Source organism: Flavobacteriales bacterium, assembly GCA_016712535.1.
Taxonomy (GTDB): Bacteria; Bacteroidota; Bacteroidia; order Flavobacteriales_F; family PHOS-HE28; genus PHOS-HE28.
In genome coordinates this window covers 223,905-243,066 of record JADJQW010000002.1, presented here as the reverse complement: position 1 = coordinate 243,066, position 19,162 = coordinate 223,905, and the positions used below count along the sequence as shown (strand labels likewise).

At 61.9% G+C, this 19,162-nt stretch carries 17 protein-coding genes and 1 tRNA gene; 7 read left to right on the top strand and 11 right to left on the bottom strand.

The annotated features are described in order from the left end of the window. The first annotated feature begins 21 nt into the window (after positions 1–21). Positions 22–765 carry a superoxide dismutase gene (locus IPK70_00995; GenBank protein MBK8225734.1) on the top strand — a complete coding sequence of 248 codons (744 nt, stop codon included), beginning with the start codon at positions 22–24 and terminating at the stop codon, positions 763–765. Between the two features lies 1 nt (position 766). On the opposite strand, the gene IPK70_00990 is transcribed toward IPK70_00995, so the two are convergent. The 3 genes from IPK70_00990 to IPK70_00980 all read right to left on the bottom strand — a co-directional run bounded on the left by IPK70_00990 (position 767) and on the right by IPK70_00980 (position 2,930). Further along, positions 767–1,834, bottom strand: a complete 1,068-nt coding sequence (locus IPK70_00990) for an acyltransferase (protein ID MBK8225733.1) — start codon at positions 1,832–1,834, stop codon at positions 767–769. A gap of 43 nt (positions 1,835–1,877) precedes the next feature. Further along, the gene (locus IPK70_00985) at positions 1,878–2,807 is read right to left on the bottom strand and encodes a bifunctional hydroxymethylpyrimidine kinase/phosphomethylpyrimidine kinase (GenBank protein MBK8225732.1); all 930 of its coding nucleotides are present in this window, start codon (positions 2,805–2,807) and stop codon (positions 1,878–1,880) included. 49 nt (positions 2,808–2,856) lie between these two features. Further along, a tRNA-Asn gene (locus IPK70_00980) sits at positions 2,857–2,930 on the bottom strand. A 127-nt stretch (positions 2,931–3,057) separates the two neighbouring features. Between IPK70_00980 and IPK70_00975 the strand changes: the two genes are divergently transcribed. Then, on the top strand, positions 3,058–5,046 hold the full coding sequence (locus tag IPK70_00975) for a PKD domain-containing protein (protein MBK8225731.1): 1,989 nt from the start codon (positions 3,058–3,060) through the stop codon (positions 5,044–5,046). A 3-nt stretch (positions 5,047–5,049) separates the two neighbouring features. On the opposite strand, the gene IPK70_00970 is transcribed toward IPK70_00975, so the two are convergent. Continuing rightward, the gene (locus IPK70_00970; protein MBK8225730.1) at positions 5,050–5,610 is read right to left on the bottom strand and encodes a hypothetical protein; all 561 of its coding nucleotides are present in this window, start codon (positions 5,608–5,610) and stop codon (positions 5,050–5,052) included. 390 nt (positions 5,611–6,000) lie between these two features. Further along, positions 6,001–7,014 (bottom strand): aspartate-semialdehyde dehydrogenase, encoded by a 1,014-nt coding sequence (locus tag IPK70_00965; GenBank protein ID MBK8225729.1) that lies wholly within the window; start codon positions 7,012–7,014, stop codon positions 6,001–6,003. Between the two features lie 111 nt (positions 7,015–7,125). Here IPK70_00965 and IPK70_00960 point away from each other — a divergent pair, with 111 nt between their 5' ends. From IPK70_00960 to IPK70_00940, 5 genes are all read left to right on the top strand, one after another. After that, complete coding sequence (locus tag IPK70_00960) at positions 7,126–9,687, top strand: lamin tail domain-containing protein (GenBank protein MBK8225728.1); 2,562 nt, start codon at positions 7,126–7,128, stop codon at positions 9,685–9,687. A gap of 255 nt (positions 9,688–9,942) precedes the next feature. Next, a complete protein-coding gene (locus tag IPK70_00955; protein ID MBK8225727.1) occupies positions 9,943–11,253 on the top strand; it encodes an aspartate aminotransferase family protein in 1,311 nt (436 codons plus the stop codon). A 77-nt stretch (positions 11,254–11,330) separates the two neighbouring features. Further along, a complete protein-coding gene (locus IPK70_00950; protein MBK8225726.1) occupies positions 11,331–12,299 on the top strand; it encodes a carbon-nitrogen hydrolase family protein in 969 nt (322 codons plus the stop codon). Positions 12,300–12,359: 60 nt separating this feature from the next. Then, positions 12,360–12,851, top strand: coding sequence for a VOC family protein (locus IPK70_00945; GenBank protein MBK8225725.1), 492 nt, complete (start codon positions 12,360–12,362; stop codon positions 12,849–12,851). Positions 12,852–13,013: 162 nt separating this feature from the next. Then, complete coding sequence (locus IPK70_00940; protein MBK8225724.1) at positions 13,014–14,210, top strand: T9SS type A sorting domain-containing protein; 1,197 nt, start codon at positions 13,014–13,016, stop codon at positions 14,208–14,210. A 3-nt stretch (positions 14,211–14,213) separates the two neighbouring features. On the opposite strand, the gene pyk is transcribed toward IPK70_00940, so the two are convergent. The 6 genes from pyk to IPK70_00910 all read right to left on the bottom strand — a co-directional run bounded on the left by pyk (position 14,214) and on the right by IPK70_00910 (position 19,139). Further along, positions 14,214–15,635: a pyruvate kinase gene (gene pyk / locus IPK70_00935; protein MBK8225723.1), complete on the bottom strand. Its 1,422-nt coding sequence runs from the start codon at positions 15,633–15,635 to the stop codon at positions 14,214–14,216. 32 nt (positions 15,636–15,667) lie between these two features. Beyond that, positions 15,668–16,090, bottom strand: coding sequence for an IPExxxVDY family protein (locus IPK70_00930; GenBank protein MBK8225722.1), 423 nt, complete (start codon positions 16,088–16,090; stop codon positions 15,668–15,670). 36 nt (positions 16,091–16,126) lie between these two features. Beyond that, complete coding sequence (gene rnc, locus IPK70_00925) at positions 16,127–16,897, bottom strand: ribonuclease III (GenBank protein MBK8225721.1); 771 nt, start codon at positions 16,895–16,897, stop codon at positions 16,127–16,129. Between the two features lies 1 nt (position 16,898). Beyond that, positions 16,899–18,149: a beta-ketoacyl-ACP synthase II gene (fabF, locus tag IPK70_00920; protein MBK8225720.1), complete on the bottom strand. Its 1,251-nt coding sequence runs from the start codon at positions 18,147–18,149 to the stop codon at positions 16,899–16,901. A 9-nt stretch (positions 18,150–18,158) separates the two neighbouring features. After that, entirely contained in the window at positions 18,159–18,395 is a 237-nt protein-coding gene (locus tag IPK70_00915; protein ID MBK8225719.1) for an acyl carrier protein, read from the bottom strand. Positions 18,396–18,467: 72 nt separating this feature from the next. Then, positions 18,468–19,139 (bottom strand): nitroreductase family protein, encoded by a 672-nt coding sequence (locus IPK70_00910; GenBank protein MBK8225718.1) that lies wholly within the window; start codon positions 19,137–19,139, stop codon positions 18,468–18,470. Positions 19,140–19,162 lie beyond the last annotated feature (23 nt).

The window sequence follows — 19,162 nt, the reverse complement described above, 5'->3', positions numbered from 1 at the left end:
AGCGCATGTACCTTGGCCGCTATGGACCGCAAGCACTTCCTCGCTCGTTCGTTGCAAGCATTGGCTGGGGCCGCCATCGCAGGGCCTACCTTGCTTCAAGCCGGCTCCTGTTCCATTCCGCGTGGAGCGGCAAGCGGCTCCGCGCCGCCAGGACCGGCGCCGAATGACCCGCTATTCACCCAAGCGAAGCTCCCTTACGCCCTCGCTGCGCTCGAGCCGCACATCGATGCGCTCACCATGGAGATCCACTATGGGAGGCATCATGCAGCCTACGTGAAGAATGTGAACGAGGCGATCATCTCCGAAGGCATCGTTTCAACGGATGAGGCTGCCTTCTTCGCCACCGCATCGAAGCTCAGCCCCAAAGCCCGCAACAACGGCGGCGGCGCATGGAACCATAATTTCTTCTGGCAGGTGATGGCGCCCGGCCAGAGCGGTGCTCCCATGGGCAAAGCGCAGGATGCGATCAATGGTTCATTCGGCTCATTCGAGAAATTCAAGGACGTCTTCACTGACGCGGCCATGAAGCGCTTCGGCAGTGGTTGGGCCTGGCTGGTTGAACGCGAAGGCAAGCTCGCGATCGGAAGCACGCCCAATCAGGACAACCCGCTCATGGATGTCAGCGAGCTGAAGGGACGGCCGCTGCTGGCGCTTGATGTTTGGGAGCACGCCTATTACCTGAAGTACCAGAATAAGCGCAACGAATACGTGGCTGCTTGGTGGAATGTGGTGAACTGGGATGCCGTGGCCGCAAAGCTTGGCTGAGTTATGCCGCGCCGACCGGGAACCTCCTCTTGAACCAACGGTTGCATGGATCCTCTATGACGAGGAAGAGCAGCCAAGCGAGCATCTGCAGGACGAGCCAGGTGACGATCAAGCTGGGTGAATGGCGGTCAATGAGCTGGAAGAGGAGGCCCATGTGTATGAGATAGAAGGCGTAGGACGCGCGGCCCATCACCTGGAACGGCCCGCTTTCAAGCACCCGTCGCAGCCACGAGCGCTCGCGCATCAGTCCGGCGAATAGAATCGCGAGGCCCATAGGAAGGCAAGCGCTCAAGAGCACCACGCCAAAGGGATCCGTATAGTCCGTGCGCAAGGCTGCTGAAATGCAGACCAGGCCGCAGCAGAGCACCGCGCCTATCAGCGTAGCCTTTCGAGGCACCACATCCCAAGCGGGTTCGCGCATCGCCCAAGCCAGGGCCACGCCCGCAAGGAACTCAATGCAACGCCCCGGAAAGGTGATGCCGAAGAAGAATAAGCGTGAACCCAGAAAGCCATAGGGCGCTTGTCCATCGAGTGCTTCAACCAGGATCAGACCTGTTGCGATCAAGAATCCGGGAACCACCAACAGGGCGTAAGGATTTCTGCGCACGCACCACAAGAGGGGCAGAGCAAGGCAATAGAAGGTCATCTCTGCGGTGAGCGACCAGCCCTGCGCGATGCCGGTATTCCACAGGTCGTCGAACCAGCCGCGCAGCAGTGTGGCGTTCGCCAGGAACAGGGCAAGAGGGAACCCACCAGCGCCCTCCTGTGCCCACCATGGATGCACGAAGACCACCGCCGTGATCAAGAGGTAAAGCGGCATGATCCGGCCAGCCCTGCGAAGGAGGAAAGCGGGCAGGGCGCCCAGGCCCACCGACCAATAGCGATCGGCGATGAGAAACCCGCTGAGCACGAAGAAGAGCGTGACGCCGACATGGCATTGGCCCAGGAGCGCTAAGAGCCACGGGTGCTGAAGAGCGGGGACGTCTGGGCCGTAGTGGTGAAGAAAGACGAGCAGCGCAGCGACAGCGCGAATGCCGGTGAGGGCGGGGTAGTTGCGTGGCTGATGCACGCCCGAAGATCGGGGTCTGCGGGCTGCTGTCGTTGTTCAGGAATCAGCCTTCCACGAGCTCGATGTCGAAGTCGACGAGCTCCACGAATTGCTGGATGCGCGCATCGATGTCCTCGCGCGTTACCTCCACCAAGCGCTCGATGCCGAACTTCTCGCAGGTGAAGCTGGCCAGTGCGCTGCCCACGATGATCGCGCGCTTGAGGTTGTCGAAACTGTGGTCTTGCGTGCGAGCGAGGTAGCCGATGAAGCCCCCGGCGAATGTGTCTCCGGCGCCAGTGGGGTCAACCACATCTTCCAGCGGAAGTGCTGGCGCGAAGAAGACACGGCCCTGGCCGAAGAGCAGAGCGCCGTGCTCACCTTTTTTCACCACCAGATGCTTCGGGCCCATGGCCAGGATCTTCGTGGCGGCCTTCACCAGGCTGTGCTCTCCGCTCAGCTGCCGTGCCTCGGCATCGTTGATGGTGAGGATATCCACGCGAGAGATCACTTCCGTCAGCTTCGGCATGGCGCTGTCCATCCAGAAATTCATAGTGTCCATCACCACGAGCGCCGGACGCTCTTCCATTTGGTCGAGCACCTTGGCTTGCACGCCAGGGTCCAGGTTTCCCAGCATCACGTATGGCGCCTTGCGGTAGGCCTCGGGCAGCTCCGGATCCAGGTCGAGCAGCACATTCAAGCGCGTCTCCAACGTGTCGCGCGTGTTCATGTCGTAGTGGTACCGACCCGCCCAGAAGAAGCTCTCCTTGCCCTTGAGCACCTCCAGCCCAGAGAGGTCAACACCGCGATCACGGAGCTGCACCATCACCGCCTCCGGGAAATCGTCGCCCACCACGCTCACCAGGCCCATCTTCTCCAAGAAAACGGAGGCCGCCAGGCTGATGTAGGTGGCCGCACCGCCAACGGTCTTCTCGGCCACGCCGAACGGGGTCTCGATGCGGTCGAATGCGACGGTGCCAACGGTGATGAGCTGCATGGATGTCAGGTTGAAAAGAAGGAAGGCCGCTCATTGCGGCCTTCTCGAGCTCCCCGGGCTGGACTTGAACCAGCGACCCCATGATTAACAGTCATGTGCTCTAACCAGCTGAGCTACCAGGGAAGGTCCCTTTTTCAAGGGAGCGCAAATGTAGAAAGCAAGGGCGTCCGGGCAAGGAAATAGGGCAATCCGTCCGTGGGCGCCTATTCAGCCCCCGATTGCGTCATTTGCGTGACCAAACCGATACCGGATGCGCCTTACTGCGCTGCTCCTCGTTGCTCTCCTCACCCTTCAAGGCTGGGCACAGAACATTTGTGATGGCTTTGACGCCGCTTTCACCTGGGCCTCTGCAACCAGCAACCCGGTGCAGTTCAGCAACGGCACAGTGGGCACGGGTCAGAGCACCACATGGCAGTGGAGCTTCGGCGACGGAACATCGAGCAATAACGCCCAGCCGCTTCACGAGTTCCCGGGCCCCGGCACCTATGAGGTGTGTCTCACGGCCATCACGATCTTCATTCTCCCAAGCGGAGAATCGCTCACTTGCGTGGATGAATACTGCGCACCTGTTGTGATCAGCGGCGGCGGCGATCCGTGCGATGGCTTTGAGGCGGGCTTCACCTGGGCCAGTACGGCATCGGGCAATGGCGTGGTCTTCAGCAACGGCACCACGGGCACGGGCTTCCAGACCACCTGGCAATGGATCTTCGGTGATGGCACCACGAGTAACAATGCGCAACCTGACCACGCCTACGCCGAGCCCGGCACGTACACGGTGTGCCTGGTGGCCACCACGGTCTTCGAAACATCATCCGGCCTGATCACTTGCGTGGATGAATACTGCGCACCCGTTGTGATCAGCGGCGGCGGCGATCCGTGCGATGGCTTTGAGGCGGGCTTCACCTGGGCCAGTACGGCATCGGGTTATGGCGTGGCCTTCAGCAACGGCACTACGGGCACGGGCTTCCAGACCACTTGGCAATGGATCTTCGGTGATGGCACCACGAGTAACAATGCGCAACCTGACCACGCCTACGCCGAGCCCGGCACGTACACGGTGTGCCTGGTGGCCACCACGGTCTTCGAGACATCATCCGGCCTGATTACTTGCGTGGATGAATACTGCGCACCTGTTGTGATCAGCGGCGGCGGCGATCCGTGCGATGGCTTTGAGGCGGGCTTCACCTGGGCCACTGCGGCATCGGGCAATGGCGTGGTCTTCAGCAACGGCACCACGGGCACGGGCTTCCAGACCACCTGGCAATGGATCTTCGGTGATGGCACCACGAGTAGCAATGCGCAACCTGACCACGCCTACGCCGAGCCCGGCACGTACACGGTGTGCCTGGTGGCCACCACCATCTTCGAGACGTCCGCCGGCCTGATCACTTGCGTGGATGAATACTGCGCACCTGTTGTGATCAGCGGCGGCGGCGATCCGTGCGATGGCTTTGAGGCGGGCTTCACCTGGGCCACTGCGGCATCGGGCAATGGCGTGGTCTTCAGCAACGGCACCACGGGCACGGGCTTCCAGACCACCTGGCAATGGATCTTCGGTGATGGCACCACGAGTAGCAATGCGCAACCTGACCACGCCTACGCCGAGCCCGGCACGTACACGGTGTGCTTGGTAGCCACCACCATCTTCGAGACATCATCCGGCCTGATCACCTGCGTGGGTGAATACTGTACCGAAGTTATGATCGGACAAGGTCCAGACGAATGCGATCCCACCTTCGCGCTGGAGATCGACTCTGAGGGGTCGGGCGCGGGCTTCATCCTCACGGCCAGCACGAATATCCCGAGCAACGGCATCACATGGACATTCGACAATGGTCTGGTCCTCTACGGCCCCACGATCCAGATCGGGCTGGGCTCCGTGCTGAACATCGAACTCTGCATCACTGCGTGGTATCTGCCGGCCAATTCCACCGACACCTGCTGGACCGAAGTGTGCGGGCTGTTGAGCGAACTTGGATTTGCGGTGAGTGTGGATGAAACCGCGGTCGGGGCATTCAGGGCATGGCCGAACCCGGCGGTCGACGCCGTGTATGTCGAGGGTCTCGGCACAGGCCCAGTGCGTGTGATGATTCATGGTGCCGATGGCCGCATGGAACGGGAGCTCACGGTGATGGCGAGACCGGCGCGCGTCGACCTGAGCGGACTGGCGGCAGGACTGAAATGGTTGACGCTCAACTCGGCGGACCGCACCGAGCGCTTCAAGCTCGTGAAGGAGTAGCGGTCAGCGCAGATCGATGCGCAGGCCGAAGAGGTTCTGCCACGCCCCGCTGGCCTGAGCGGGCAGATTCGGAAGTGAGCGAACCATGATCGTGGGCCGCATCTCGGCATAGAGGTGAAGCGCGCTCCAGAACGCGCTTTTCCGACCAAGGCGCAGATCGACTCCGAAAAGCGCGTGCATGCTGACATAGCCCGTGGCCGGAGTGCGAAATCGTTCACGACTGAGCTGCTCGTATTCATAGTCGAAGCCGCCCGAGGGCTGTTTGGTCTCGCGGATGATCGCACGGTCGACCTCGGCATTTCCGGAGAGTCCGACACCGAATTGGACGCCCAAGCCCAGGTACCAAGAGAATCTCGATTCAGCCCTTCGATGCACGATGTATGTGGCATCAAGACCGATTCGGTCTCGCGCGTGCCTAGCCGTGTAACGTTCCGTCCAAATGCTGTCGAGCACGTATTGCTCGCCAGTGGCGGAAGAAACGAGGGTGTCGTATGGTGCCGATGCGGACCGGCTCCAATAGCCATCGACCGATTCGACACCGGCATAAATGAGGACGATGCGCATGCGTTGATCGAATCTCGGCGCCCCCTCGCGCTTGCGGCACAAGGCCAGACTCGCTCCTGCATGCACCAGCCCAAGGCCCGTGATGGCCGTTAGGGCGCGTGGACCCTGCGGGTGCCTGGATGGGTATGGGTCCTCATTCCCCGTCGGCAAGTCATCGAGCAACAAGCTTGAGCCGGGCAGCATTCGGCGCCAATCATCATCGCTCAGCAAGGCGCTTCTTTCGAGTTGGAAACCGAAGCCCAATGAGGCATCGGTGATCAAAGGCGAAGGCTCGGGCTGTGCGAATGAAACAAGCGGACCCAAGGCCATGGGGAAGAACAAGCGGCGCATAGGCATGGTCGATTCGATCGGTGAGAGGTTGTTCGCGAACAGGAGATGGCCGGTCGACCCTTATTGGCCGGCAGCTTGCGCAATGCGCCGAAGAAGCCGCCGCTCGACAAGCAGCTCTGCGATCTGCACCGCGTTGGTAGCGGCTCCCTTGCGCAAGTTGTCGGCCACCACCCACATGTTCAAGGTATTCGGCTGGCTCTCGTCGCGGCGGAGTCGGCCCACGAGCACCTCATCGCGGCCATTGGCCAGAAGCGGCATCGGGTATTCGTCCTTGGCGGGGTCATCGAGCAGCAGGATGCCCGGTGCTTCACGCAAGAGTTGCCGCACAGCGCCTAATTCGAAATCGCGCGCGAACTCAACGTTCACCGATTCGCTGTGACCGCCGGTAACAGGCACGCGCACGGCGGTGCATGTCAAGCGGATCGCGGGGTCGAGGATCTTATGGGTCTCATGCACCACCTTCATCTCCTCTTTGGTGTATCCGTTTTCGAGGAACACATCACAGCGCGGGATCACGTTCCGGTCGATGGGGAAGGGGTACACCTTCTCGGCGCTCTTGCCCGCGCGCTCATCCTCCATCTGCTTCACGGCTTTCTGCCCGGTGCCAGTGACGCTCTGGTAGGTGGAAACCACAACGCGCTTGGCGATGTATGCGCGATGCAAAGGCGCAAGGGCCAACACCAATTGGATCGTGCTGCAATTCGGGTTGGCGATGATCCGGTCTTCTGACGAGAGCAAATGACCGTTGATCTCCGGCACGATCAGCTTCTTGTCGGGCATCATCCGCCATGCGCTGCTGTTGTCGATCACGGTGCATCCAACCTCCGCGAAACGCGGCGCCCACTCCAGCGAGGTGCTTCCGCCGGCGGAGAACAATGCGATGTCGGGTCGCTGGGCAACGGCCTCCTCCATGCCGATCACCGGCACCTCCTTTCCGCGGAAGCGGATCGTGGCGCCCGCGCTCTTCGCGCTGGCAACCGGAAGCAGCTCTTCAACGGGGAACGCGCGCTCTTCGAGCGCCTTGAGCATCACTCCGCCAACCAATCCGGTGGCGCCGACCACGGCTACTTTCATGATGTTCCCTGAACGTTGCAGGGCGGTCGAAAGTACTAGCTTTCACGCCGTAGAGAATCCATGGTGCGCGCCCTTCTCCGCCTACTTATCGTATCAGTCGCGACAGCCGTCATGCTCACCGCCAAGGCCCAGGTGAGCGATGACTTCTCCGATGGCAACTTCAACATTGGGACGGTTTGGACCGGGAGCGATGCGCTCTTCGCCGTGGTGGATGATGGTGGTAACCAACGATTGCGGAGCGCCAGCCCGGGCGCGGCGAATTATTGGCTGAGCACTCCTAGCACACTCGCTGACGATGCGGTTTGGGAGCTCTTCTTCGACCTGCGTTTCGCCACCAGCGGGGCGAATTTCGTGGACGTGCACCTGATGAGCAGCGCGGCGGACCTCGCCAGTGGCGTGAACGGCTACATCGTCCGGATCGGCGGCACGGCCGATAGGCTGGAGCTATTCCGCAGCGACGCAGGAGCGGCAGCCTCGCTGGCTGTGCAGAGCCCCGATGGCGTCGTGAACAGCAGCAGCAGCAATCCGTTCCGGCTGAAGGTGACGCGCAACGCCGGAGGGCTCTTCACGCTCCAGTACGATGATGGCAATACCGGCAGCTACACCACGGCGGGCAGCGTCACCGATGCCACGTACATCTCGGCCACGCACTTCGGAATCCGTATCGAGCAGAGCGCAGCGGCGAGCGCGGTGAACAATCATTTCTTCGACGACATCAGCGTTGCGCCCATCCCCGTGGACAATACACCGCCTGCGATCGTCTCAGTGAGCGCGACCAGCGCCACGCAAGTGGATGTGCACTATTCAGAACCGCTGGACCCGGATTTTGTTGGATCCTACGACATCGTTCCTTTCATCGGGGTGTCCGGTCAGGTGCTTGACGGGGCCGACGCCACCCTGGTGCATGTGACCCCGGCCATCGCTCTCACCAACGGGAACACCTATGGCCTGAACGGGTCCGGCGCGCTCGACTTGGCGGGAAACGCCTCGATTGATGCAGGGGTCTTCCAATTCCAGTACGTGGTGCCGGAGATCGCCCTTCCCGGTGAAGTGGCCATCAACGAGATCATGGCCGACCCCACGCCCACGGCGGGCCTTCCCGAAGCGGAGTTCGTGGAGATCCACAACACGACGGCGAACAAGACCTTCGACCTGGCGGGTTGGACGTTCTCCGATGGAGGCACGACAGCGATGCTGCCGGACGTGACGCTGCCGCCGGGCGGTTATGCGATCATCGTGGACGATGCGACCGCGCCGCTCTTCAGCGCCTTCGCCAGCGTGATTGTCGTGAGCGCCTTCCCCTCGCTGAACAACGACGGTGATCCGCTGGAGCTGAAGAACGATGCCGGAGCCACGATCGACGCGGTGACCTATTCGATCAACTGGTATCAGGATGCGCTGAAGGCCGACGGCGGTTGGACCCTGGAACGCATCGACCCCGCTACGCCCTGCACCGGTGCGGCCAACTGGATTGCAAGCAACGACCCATCCGGCGGAACGCCCAGCGCCCAGAACAGCGTGTTCTCGATTGAGCCGGACATCACGCCACCCGCCTTGCTGAATGTGCTGGTGAATGACGCGAATACCATCGCGCTCGTCTTCAGCGAAGCGATGGATCAGGGCAGCCTGACGACGGGGAGCTACACGATCACCCCGTCGATCGCCGTTGCGGGCGCATCGGTCACTGGAGCGAACAGCGTGCAGCTCAATCTGGCTGATGCGCTCACGGTCGGCGTGTTCTATGGCATCACCGTCGCGGCGGTGAGCGATTGTCCCGGGAACGTGATCGGACCAGCCAACACCGCATCGTTCGCTTTGCCGGAACCGGTGGAGGCGGGCGATTTGGTGATCAATGAGGCGCTCTACGACCCGGTCGGTACAGGTGCCGATTTCGTCGAGCTTTACAATCGGAGCAACAAGACGCTGAGCCTCCAAGGGCTGCAGATGGCGAATGAGTCTGACGGTGCTATCGCGAACCTGCGCGTGATCACCAACGAGCCGTACTTGATGCTGCCCGGAGAGTACATCGTGCTCACGCCGAACAGCAACGACATCGCCACGCGCTATCCGCAGGGCCGCACCGAACGCTTCCTGCAGATGAGCCTGCCCGCCTACAACAACGGCAATGGCGCGGTCGTGCTGCTTGATGGCGCCAATGCGGTGCTCGATCTCTTCCGTTACGACGACGCTCTGCACATCACGCTGATGAACGCCACCGAAGGCTACAGTTTGGAACGTGTGGATCCCGCTCGCGCCACCGACGACCCCACCAATTGGCACACCGCCAGCGACGTAGCGGGCAAGGCCACCCCGGGTTTCGGGAACTCGCAGTTCAGCCCCGCGCCCAGCGCGAGCGGCCAAATGACCATCGACCCGGCGATTTTCAGTCCCGACCAGGATGGTTACCAGGACCTGCTCACCATCGCCTACCGTTTCGACCAGCCCGGCTTCGTGGGCACCATCGTCATTTACGATGTCGCAGGCCGTGAAGCGCGCCGCTTGATGGAGAACCAGCTTCTGGGCGCCGAAGGCGCCATCAGCTGGGATGGCATCCTCGATGGCGGCAGCAAGGGCCGCATGGGTCCTTACGTCGTGGTGCTCGAAGCCTACGATCTGTCAGGCGATGTGGAGATCCACCGGAAGACCGTCACGTTGGCGCACAAGCTGGATTGAGGCGCTCCGCACCTTTTCAACCAAGGATGGCGAGGATCTTCATGGATGGGTGCTTTGCGCTGACCGGCCCGATCCGTGTTCATCTGCGTGAATCCGTGATTCCTTCGCGTTAGCGCGCCACTTGGCGCACAGCCCCGCTTGTTCAAGGCGCCTGAGCCCCCTCAGCTGTTCGCATTCTCTGCGTCTCCGCGCATCTGCGGTCCTTTCCATGACGCAACTTCGCAGCCGATTCCGCCTGTTACGGGACAAGAACGCATGACCGAGCAACTCACCAGGAGCCAGGAGCTCATCGCCCGCCGAAAGGCCGCCGTGCCGAACGGCGTGGGCATGTTCAACTATGCCACCGCCACCAAGGCCATTGGCGCCACCATCATCGATGAGGATGGCCGCGAATTGATCGACTTTGCTGGCGGTATCGGTGTCGTGAATGCAGGCCATTGCCCGCCGCCAGTAGTGAAGGCGATCCAGGAGCAGGCGGAGAAGTTCCTGCATGTGAGCTTCAATGTGGCCAGCTATGAGCCGTACATCGCCCTATGCGAGAAGCTCAATGCGCTGCTCCCGCACGGCGGCCCAACGAAGACGCTGCTGGTGAACACCGGCGCCGAAGCGGTGGAGAATGCCGTCAAGATTGCGCGGCAAGCCACGAAACGGAGCGGCATCCTCTGCTTCACGGATGCCTTCCACGGGCGCACCATGATGGCCATGACGCTCACCAGCAAGGTGGGCTACAAGCCGGACTGCGGACCCTTCGCGCCAGAAGTCTATCGCACGCAATACCCGAACTTCTATCGATATGGCGACCGCCTCAGTGAAGCAGAATTCGTGAAGGCGGAGCTGCATCGGCTGGAAGAGCTCTCCCATAACACGGTGTCCCCGAACGAGCTGGCGGCCATCATCATTGAGGTGGTGCAGGGCGAAGGCGGATTCAACGTTGCGCCGGCCGGTTACCTGAAAGGACTGCGGGCGTTCTGCGACAAGCACGGCATCCTGCTCATTTTCGATGAGGTGCAGGCGGGTTTCGGTCGCACCGGGGCGTGGAGCGCGTATGAGCACTTCGGCGTGGTGCCGGACCTGAGCACCTGGGCCAAGAGCCTGGGCAGCGGCATGCCGATCGCTGCCGTGATGGGCAAGGCGGCCATCATGGATAAGGCCGGCCCCAGCAGCATCGGCGGCACGTACATCGGCAACCCGGTGAGCTGCGCCGCCGCGCTCGCCACGCTGAGATACATGGAGGAGATTGATATCAACGCGAAGGGCAGGCATGTGGGGGGCGTGATCCGCAAGCGCTTCGAGCAGATGAAGGCGAAGCATGCGTGCATCGGTGATGTGCGCGGCCTTGGCGCCATGATGGCCATGGAATTCGTGAAGAACGGCGACCCGCTTCAGCCGGATGCCGACACGTGCACCGCGCTCATGAACGCCTGCGCCAAGCGTGATCTGGTGGTGATCTCCGCCGGAACCAACAAGAACATCATCCGCGTCCTTAGCCCGCTCGTGATCAGCGATGAGCTGCTGAACAAGGGGCTCGACATCATGGAGGAGGAGTTGGATAAAATCACAGGTTGAGGGCTGGAGGTTGACAGGGGTTGAGGGTTGTTCAACCCACAACCGCGCAGCACCCCCCAGCCACCCGCACAAACAGAATGAAACCCTTCTCCATCGCCGGCATCCAGATGCGCGTGGGCTCTGCCCACAGCAACGTCGAGGCCATGAAGACCAAGCTCGACCTGCTCATGGCCATCTATCCATGGGTGGACATGGTGCTGTTCAGCGAGCTGTGCGCCTATGGCCCGCACATCATCCATGCGCAGCCCGTGCCCGGCGAGTTCGAGCAGGAGATGTGCGCCATGGCCGCCAAGCACGGCATCTGGCTGCTGCCGGGAAGCATCTTCGAACGCACGAAGAACGCAGCAGGAGAAACGGTCATCTACAATACCGCCAGCGTGATCGACCCAGAAGGCAGCGTGGTTGCGCGCTACCGCAAGATGTTCCCCTTCTACCCGTACGAAGTGGGCGTTACCGGCGGCGATGAGTTCTGCGTGTTCGACATCCCCGAGGTGGGCCGCTTCGGCGTGAGCATCTGCTACGACATGTGGTTCCCGGAGACCACGCGCACCCTGGCCGTGATGGGCGCCGAGGTGATCCTGCACCCTACGCTCACGGGGACCATCGACCGCGAGATCGAGCTGAGCATCGCGCGCTCCAGCGCAGCCATCAACCAATGCTACTTCTTCGACATCAATGGCCTCGATGCGGGCGGAAGCGGGCGTAGCATCGTTTGCGGGCCAGAGGGCCGCATCGTTTACCAGGCCGATGTGAACGAGGAGTTCATACCGATCGAGATCAACCTGGAGAAAGTGCGGCGTAGCCGTGAACTTGGCGTGCTGCGCTTGGGCCAGCCGCTGAAGAGCTTCCGCGACCGCCCCGTGGAGTTCGGCATCTATGCGCCCGGCGTGAAGCACCCGCACCTGGAAGGCCTCGGGCCATTGATCAAGCCCACGCGTGTGCAAGAGCTCACGGAACTTGAAGTGAAGGACGAGACGCGCGCGCACGAATTGCCGAAGCACATCATCAGCGCATACCGCCCAACTAGCGATCCGAGCGCAATCTGAGCATCCCGCGGGCAGACGCCCAATCCCCGACCCCGAACCAGCAATCCGAATCCCGCTACCATGGGCAGCACTTCAGGCAGGCACCACATCAAGCTTAAGGACTTCGTCAACTGGTTCGAGATACCCGTGTACGACATCCACCGTGCTGCGCGGTTCTATGGCACCATCTACAGCATGGAGATGGAGGTGGCGGCGAACGGCGAGTTCGCCATGGCATACTTCCCTGCTGACAAGGGGATCGGTGGCGCGCTCATCGCAGGCCCCGGGTGCGTGCCTAGCGATACCGGCACGCTCATCTACCTCAACGCTGGAAACGACATGGATGCCATCCTTGGTCGCATCGATCTGGCCGGCGGACGCGTGATCATGCCCAAGTCGCTCATCAGCGAATCGGCAGGCTCCTTCGCGCTATTCATCGATAGCGAGGGCAACCGTGTGGCGCTGCATGAGAAGCCCATTGAGGCCAGCCCTAAGCATCCTGCGGACCGCAAGCCTGCTGCTGCGAAAAGAGCCGCTAAGAAGACAGCGGGCAAGAAGGCGAAGCGCCCTTAGTGCTCGCCTTTCGGAACAGGTCACGTTGAAAAATGGAACGAGCGGGTCGCTAGCTTGCATGGCACACGCCAGCACAGCCAGATGACCGCCACGCGAATCGTACTTCCTTTCATTCTTGCTTGTCTTGCTTTTGCGCAGAGCAAGGCGCAAACTGGCTGGTCCGTGCTGGACATCCCCGCTTCCGGACGTTACGATGACGCCTACTTCATCAACGCCGATACCGGCTGGGCGGCTGGCGGCCCGAACGGATGGATCCGCAAGACGGTGAATGGCGGTCAGGCCTGGGCGCTCCAATTCACATCGCCCCATTACCTGCGCAGCATTGAATTCCTGAACGCTGACACGGGTTTCGCAGGCTCGTTGAACGGAAGACTCTACCGCACCACCGACGGCGGCAGCACCTGGAGCAACATCGCGGGAAACATGGCTCCTCCACCACCCGGGATCTGCGGACTTGCGGCCGTCGGAAGCACAACGATCCATGCCTGTGGCCTATGGGCCGCGCCAGCCTATGTGTACTCATCGGTCGACGCCGGCGGCACCTGGACGTACACGGACATGAGCGGATTGGCCACACGGCTGGTCGACATCCACTTCACGCATCCGGATACCGGATTCGCGACGGGCACGGCCGATCCCGCATTCAATGGCGGCGTGATCCTGCGCACCACCGACGGCGGGGCCTCCTGGAGCGTGGTGCATCAAACCAGCACGCTCACGGATATCGTCTGGAAGATCCAGCGCCTCACCGCGCAGCTCTGGTATGCCAGCATTTACAGTGAGCCCACCAACGATGACACCCGCATGCTGCGCAGCAGCGATGGAGGCATCACATGGGAGCAGGTGCTCGTTAGCGACGATTACACGTATGTGGAGGCGATCGGCTTCATTGATCCGCAGCACGGATGGACGGGAGGGGATGATCGGCTATGGGAGACCACGGATGGCGGAGCGACATGGACGGAGATCGCCCTCGGCGACAGCTACAACCGGTTCTTCAGGGTGAACGAGAGCACAGCCTACCTCACGGGCCAGAAGATCTATAAGTATCTGGGTGATCTCACAACGCAGGTATCGGCGGAGGCTGCTATTCCGCCATCGCACTCGCTACGCGTAACGCCGAACCCATCCGGCGGGCGCCTCCAAGTGGAAGTCGTGCTCGACCGCAGCACCATCGTTGATCTGCGCATCGTGAATTCCAGCGGGAGCACGGTTCGGCAGCTGTTAAGGAGCAACGCGGCGAATCCCGGGGCGCATCGATTCAGCGCGGACCTGTCCAAGGAAGGGGCCGGCGCGTATCTGGTGGTGCTGAAGACCAACGAGGGCATGCGCTGGGAGAAGGCGATAATTGGCCAGTAGCCTTTAGGCCGCGCTCAGCTTCAGCATGTTCGCCATGCCCTGCTCCGCGATGGGCATGCTGGCCACATTCACCACCAAGTCGCCCTTCTGCACGAAGCGCCCGCTGCGCAGGATGTGCTTGATGTCGGCGATGGTGTGGTCCGTGCTCACGGTCTTGTCATAGTACTGTGCCCGCACGCCCCATACCAGGTTGAGCTGATTGAGGATCCGGCGGTTGCTGGTGAAGGCGTACACGTTTGCCTTGGGCCGCATGCTGCTGATCTTGTAGGCGGTGTAGCCGCTATGGGTCATGGTCACGATGGCCTTGATGTCGATGGCGGCGGCCATGCGTACCGCCGCCATGCAGATCGTGTCGGTGACCATGCGGTCCTTCAGCTCCAGGTCCGGTTGCTCCACGTTGAACATGGCCTCGCTGCTCTCCATCTCGAGCAGGATGCGGTTCATGGCGCGCACCACCTCTATGGGGTACTTGCCCACGCTGGTCTCAGCGCTGAGCATCACGGCATCGGCGTGGTCGAGCACGGCGTTGGCCACATCATTCACCTCGGCGCGCGTGGGCGTGAAGCTGGTGATCATGCTCTCCATCATCTGCGTGGCCACGATCACCGGACGATGCTGAAGCAGGCAACGCTTGATGATGTCCTTCTGGACCAGCGGCACCTTCTCCATCGGGATCTCCACGCCGAGGTCGCCGCGGGCCACCATGAGCGCATCAGCCTCGCGGATGATCTCGTCGATCTCCTTGAGGGCCTCGGGCTTCTCGATCTTGGCGATCACTCGTGCATGCTTCTCGCGTTGCTGGATCACGCCCTTCAGCTCGATGATGTCGCGAGCGCTGCGCACGAAGCTCAGGCCCACCCAATCAACATCGTTCTCCAGCGCGAAGTCCAGGTCGGCCCGGTCCTTCGGGGTAAGGCAGGGCAGGCTCACGCGCGTGTTGGGCAGATTGATGCCTTTGTTCGCGCTGAGCATCCCGCCGTGCAGCACGCGGGTACTCACTTCGGTGCGGCCATCCGTGCCCACAACCTCCAAGCGCAGCTTGCCATCGTCGAGAAGCACGAGCTCTCCGGGCTTCACGTCCTGCGGGAATTGCTTGTAGCTGGTGCTCACCAGGCCGGGCTTGCCCAGAAGCTCGTCGGTGGTGATGGTGAGCAGGTCCCCGCCCTTCAATTCGATAGGGCCGTTCTCCATGGCTCCTACGCGCAGTTTCGGGCCTTGCAGGTCAGCTAGGATTGCCGTGGTGAGGCCGAGTTCCGCGTTGAGCGAGCGGATGGTCCCGATCAGCTCGGTGTAGAAGTCATAGCTGCCATGGCTGAAGTTGAGCCGGCACACATCCATGCCGCTCAGCATCATGTCGCGCAGCACCTCGCGCGATGCGCTAGCGGGGCCAAGCGTGGCCACGATCTTGGTCTTTGGTTCATTCATCGGTCTTCCCTGCAGCTTGCGGGGGCGGGGGGTCAAAGCAACAACTTGTGGCCGTTGCGCGATTCATTGATGTCGACGGGGTATGCGAGCAGCACGAATTCGGTGGATCGAAGCCGCAGGATAAGGTCCGCTTCCCGCTCGGCGGTCTCTTGGTCGATCACGAGGAAGTAGTCGGCCTGCTTCTGGTCTGCGATGAGCCTTCTCTTGCCGCATAGGTTGCAGATCAGCCACCAAACGGCCATGCCGTCGGCACCAACCTGCTGGAACACGGGATAGTGCAGGTCCTTGCCACGGACATGCTCCACGATGTCTGTCCTGCGGCGTTCGAGACCTAGGCCCAAGGACAGGTTAAGCGCCCAGCAAAGGCGATAGTCTGGCACATGGCAGCTGATGCCGATCACCGACACCTTCTGGGCGGTATCTTCCTCCTCGTCAACCAGCTTGTGCTTGGCCATGGCAAGGCCAAAGGTACCTGCACGCGTCAGGGCTGCTCACAGCGGCGTTCCCGGCGCCCTTCTCGAATCGTCCGCATCAGGCTCCCGGGGTTTTGCGCGCCGCGACCGCATGCTGCGGAAGGCGCTCTGCGCGGCATCCTGCTCGGCGGTCTTCTTGCTGTTGCCCTTGCCGGTTCCTTTCAGTTCGCCGCCGATGCGCACCTCGGCCAAATAATGCCTCCCTCGCCCACCGCCGCCCTCGCGCACGATGAACTCGACCTTCTTCCGGCGTTTCTGCCCCCATTCCAGCAGGCGGCTCTTGCCATCGCGGTCCTCCTTCTCGATCTCGTTCAGGTCGAAATGCTGCGTGATGAGGCCAACCACCACCTTGCGTGTCCGCTCGAACCCCTTATCGAGGAAGATCGCGCCGATCAAGGCTTCCAGCGCATTCCCCGGAACGCTCGATTCGTGGGCGCGCGCCACGGTGGTCTCGATCACGCGCTCGATGCCGATGCGTTTGGCCAGGGCGTTGAGCTGCGTGCGGCTCACGAGCTTGCTCCGCATGCGCGTCAGGAAGCCCTCGCCCTGGTCAGGATACCGGTTGAAGAGCAGGTTGCCGATGATGGCATCGAGCACGGCGTCCCCGAGGAACTCGAGCCTCTCGTTATCGGGAAGGTCGGGCCGGTCGTCGGGCACGGCGCTCACATGGCGCAGCGCAGTGCGGTACAGCGGAAGGTCGCCCGGGGTGATGCCCAAGGTCTGGCGGCACCACAGCCGCACCCGACGCTCTTCGGGGCTGCGTGCGCGGCTGAATAGGCGTGCGATCACGCTAGCTGTGCTTTCGGAAGATCACCGAGGTGTTGTGCCCTCCGAAACCGAAGGTGTTGCTCAGGGCGGCGTTCACCGTTCGGCGCTGGGCCGTGTTGAAGGTGAAGTTCAGCGCCGGGTCGATCTCGGGATCGTCCGTGAAGTGGTTGATCGTGGGCGGCACGATGCCCGTGTGGATGGCCATGATGGCGGCCACGCCCTCGATGGCGCCGGCGCCGCCGAGCAGGTGCCCTGTCATGCTCTTGGTGGCGCTGATGTTCAGCGTGTAGCTGTGCTCGCCGAAGAGCCGTTGGATCGCTTTCACCTCTTGCGGGTCACCGATGGGCGTGCTGGTGCCATGCGTATTCACATAGTCGATCTCCGAGGGTTGCATGCCGGCATCCTTCAATGCGGCTTTCATGCACAGCTCTGCGCCGAGGCCTTCGGGGTGCGGCGCGGTGATGTGGTAGGCATCACTGCTCATGCCGCCGCCCACCACCTCGCAGTAGATTCTGGCGCCGCGTGCGAGGGCGTGCTCAAGGTCCTCGAGCACAATGCCGGCCCCGCCCTCACCGAGCACGAAGCCGTCGCGGTCCTTATCGTAAGGACGCGATGCCGTGGCGGGATCGTCGTTCCGCGTGCTCATGGCGTGCAAGGCATTGAAGCCGCCCACTCCCGCCTCATAGATCGCCGCTTCGCTGCCGCCGGTGACGCAGGCCACGCAGGTGCCCAAGCGGATGTAGTTATAAGCGTCGATCATCGAGTTGTTGCTCGATGCGCAGGCGCTCACTGTCACGTAGCTCGGGCCGCGCAACGTATGTCGCATGCTGATCAGCCCAGCCGCGCTGTCAGCGATCATCTTCGGGATGAAGAACGGGTTGAAGCGCGGGGTGCCATCGCCACGGCCGAAGGCGATGCATTCGTCTTGGAAGGTCTTCAGCCCGCCAATGCCGCTGCCCCAAATCACGCCCACGCGGTCTCGGTCAACGCCGCTATCGAGCAGTCCGCTGTCCTTGAGCGCCTCATCGGAGCACACCAGCGCGTACTGCGCGAAGGGGTCCATCTTCCGGGCCTCCTTGCGATCAAGGAAATCCTCCGGGTTGAAGCCCTTGACCTCGCAGGCAAAACGCGTCTTGAACTTGCTGGCGTCGAACTTGGTGATGGGCGCGGCTCCGCTTCGGCCGCTCACCAAGCCCTCCCAGTAGTCCTTGAGGGTGTTCCCGATGGGTGTGAGCGCGCCCAGACCAGTGACGACCACACGCCTGAGCTGCATGCGGCAGGATTACTTCGCGTTCTTCTCCACGTACTCCACGGCCTGACCCACGGTCTGGATCTTTTCGGCCTGGTCGTCGGGGATGGCGATGTTGAACTCCTTCTCGAACTCCATGATGAGCTCGACGGTATCGAGGCTGTCAGCACCCAGATCGTTCGTGAAGCTGGCTTCCAGAGTGACCTCGTTCTGATCGACCCCGAGCTTATCCACGATAATCGCGATTACCCTCGACTTGATGTCCGACATGTCGGTGCGGTTTTTTTGTGAGGCCCCAAAGGAAAGACATTTTCACTACGGGCAACGTTGGCTCATCGGCACCTACTTATGCACCACCAGCACTTGATCCAAGGGCTTCCTGACCAAGCGCGGCACTTGGCATCCCTCGGCCGGGAATCCCATGGGAATCAGGAGGAAGGGCCGCTCGTTCTCGGGGCGGCCCAGCACTTGTGTGAGGAAGTTCATGGGGCTTGGTGTATGTGTGAGCGTGGCCAGCCCGGCGAGGTGGGCAGCCGCCAATAGCATCCCGGTGGCAATGCCTACGCTCTCGTTCACATAGTAGTTCTGGTGCTTGCGGCCATTGGCTTCGGTCTCGTACGCGCGCTTGAACACCACCACCAGCCAAGGTGCGATCTCGAGGAACGGCTTATCGGCATCGGTTCCGAAGGGCTTGAGGTCATTGAGCCACTCCTCGCTCATGCGACCTCCATAGTTGATGCGCTCCTCCTCCTCGGCGGCCTCGCGGATGCGCCGTTTGAGTTCCGGGTCGCCAACGGCGACGAAGGTCCACGGCTGCTTATGCGCGCCGCTAGGTGCTGTGCTGGCCGCTCGCACCACCTCTTGGATCACTTCTAGCGGCACCGGTTCGGCGCTGAAGTGGCGCACGGTTCGGCGACGGTCCAGCTCACCATGGAAGGCACGCGCGCGCTTGAGCATCTCTTCGGGAGCCAGGCGGATGAACGCCAATGGAAGGAAGGCATGTGAATCGGCCATGGCCCGAAGGTCGCACCTTCGCA

Bases quoted from the DNA above. Each gene is read 5' to 3' on its own strand.
- pyk (MBK8225723.1), bottom strand. From the start codon at position 15,635: ATGAATGAACCAAAGACCAAGATCGTGGCCACGCTTGGCCCCGCTAGC.
- IPK70_00985 (MBK8225732.1), bottom strand. From the start codon at position 2,807: ATGCAGCTCATCACCGTTGGCACCGTCGCATTCGACCGCATCGAGACC.
- IPK70_00910 (MBK8225718.1), bottom strand. From the start codon at position 19,139: ATGGCCGATTCACATGCCTTCCTTCCATTGGCGTTCATCCGCCTGGCT.
- IPK70_00965 (MBK8225729.1), bottom strand. From the start codon at position 7,014: ATGAAAGTAGCCGTGGTCGGCGCCACCGGATTGGTTGGCGGAGTGATG.
- IPK70_00955 (MBK8225727.1), top strand. From the start codon at position 9,943: ATGACCGAGCAACTCACCAGGAGCCAGGAGCTCATCGCCCGCCGAAAG.
- IPK70_00945 (MBK8225725.1), top strand. From the start codon at position 12,360: ATGGGCAGCACTTCAGGCAGGCACCACATCAAGCTTAAGGACTTCGTC.
- fabF (MBK8225720.1), bottom strand. From the start codon at position 18,149: ATGCAGCTCAGGCGTGTGGTCGTCACTGGTCTGGGCGCGCTCACACCC.
- IPK70_00960 (MBK8225728.1), top strand. From the start codon at position 7,126: ATGCTCACCGCCAAGGCCCAGGTGAGCGATGACTTCTCCGATGGCAAC.
- IPK70_00970 (MBK8225730.1), bottom strand. From the start codon at position 5,610: ATGCGCATCGTCCTCATTTATGCCGGTGTCGAATCGGTCGATGGCTAT.
- IPK70_00975 (MBK8225731.1), top strand. From the start codon at position 3,058: ATGCGCCTTACTGCGCTGCTCCTCGTTGCTCTCCTCACCCTTCAAGGC.
- IPK70_00950 (MBK8225726.1), top strand. From the start codon at position 11,331: ATGAAACCCTTCTCCATCGCCGGCATCCAGATGCGCGTGGGCTCTGCC.
- IPK70_00995 (MBK8225734.1), top strand. From the start codon at position 22: ATGGACCGCAAGCACTTCCTCGCTCGTTCGTTGCAAGCATTGGCTGGG.
- IPK70_00930 (MBK8225722.1), bottom strand. From the start codon at position 16,090: ATGGCCAAGCACAAGCTGGTTGACGAGGAGGAAGATACCGCCCAGAAG.
- IPK70_00915 (MBK8225719.1), bottom strand. From the start codon at position 18,395: ATGTCGGACATCAAGTCGAGGGTAATCGCGATTATCGTGGATAAGCTC.